This is a genomic window from Streptomyces sparsus (genome assembly GCF_054776295.1).
This window is the reverse complement of the sequence record NZ_BAAHCA010001234.1, coordinates 1-1,174: the sequence shown is the minus strand read 5'-3', so window position 1 is coordinate 1,174 and position 1,174 is coordinate 1. Positions and strand designations below refer to the sequence as shown.

The window sequence follows — 1,174 nt, the reverse complement described above, 5'->3', positions numbered from 1 at the left end:
CGGACGCGCGCCGGGGCGGCCGCCGTCGCGTCCGACCGGTCACCCGGCCGGACGCAGCGGGGTTTCCCTCCGCACCGACCGGGGACCCGCCGGAAATGGTGCAATTCGGCTACACGATGATGACCGAGCAGGCCGGGCCCCGGGACCTCGTCGACCATGTGGTCCTCGCGGAGCGGGCGGGCTTCGACTTCTCCGTCACGTCCGACCACTACTTCCCGTGGCTCGCCAGCCAGGGCCACGCCCCGCACGCCTGGACGGTACTGGGCGCCGCCGCCCAGGCCACCAGCCGCATCCCCCTGATGACGTACGTGACGTGCCCGACCATCCGCTACCACCCGGCGGTCGTGGCGCAGAAGGCGGCCACCCTGCAACTGCTCGCCGAAGGCCGGTTCCGGCTCGGGCTCGGCGCGGGGGAGAACCTCAACGAGCACGTGGTGGGTGACGGCTGGCCCCCGGCGGACGTGCGGCACGAGATGCTGGAGGAGGCCGTGGGCATCATCCGCGACCTCTTCCAGGGCGGCCACGTCAACCATCGCGGCACCCACTACGACGTGGAGTCGGCGAAACTGTGGGACCTGCCCGAGCAGCCGCCGCAGATCGGCATCGCCGTCTCCGGCGAGCAGTCCTGCGCCCTCGCCGGCCGGCTCGCGGACCTGGTCATCGGGACCGAGCCGAAGGCCGACCTGCTCGACGCCTTCGCCCGGCACGGCGGCGAGGGCAAGCCGAGCGTCGGCCAGTTGCCCATCTGCTGGGACCCCGACCGCGACGCGGCGGTGGCCCGCGCCCACGACCAGTTCCGCTGGTTTGCCGGCGGCTGGAAGGTCAACTCCGAACTCCCAGGGCCGAAGTCCTTCGAAGCCGCCACCCAGTTCGTGCGCAAGGAAGACGTGGCCGAGTCCATTCCCTGCGGCGACAACCCGGACGACTTCGTCAAGGCCGTCGCCCCCTACGTGGAGGCCGGGTTCTCCGAGATCGCGGTCGTCCAGGTCGGCGGCGACACCCAGCCCGCGTTCATCAACTGGGCACAGGAGACGCTGCTCCCCGCCCTGCGCGGCACCTGGCCCGGCTGACCGGTCCCGCACCCGCCCGGTCGGCGACTCCGGCCGGTCCTCCAGACCTGTCCCCTGCGAGGGCGCGCACCGACGACCGCCCGCAACGGCCGCCGTCCGCCGCG

Annotated in this window: 1 protein-coding gene; it reads left to right on the top strand. The window is 73.1% G+C overall.

Annotation, left to right across the window (positions count from 1 at the left end):
* The first annotated feature begins 95 nt into the window (after positions 1–95).
* Positions 96–1,070: an LLM class F420-dependent oxidoreductase gene (locus ACYVE9_RS27600; RefSeq protein ID WP_461030619.1), complete on the top strand. Its 975-nt coding sequence runs from the start codon at positions 96–98 to the stop codon at positions 1,068–1,070.
* Positions 1,071–1,174: the final 104 nt, after the last annotated feature.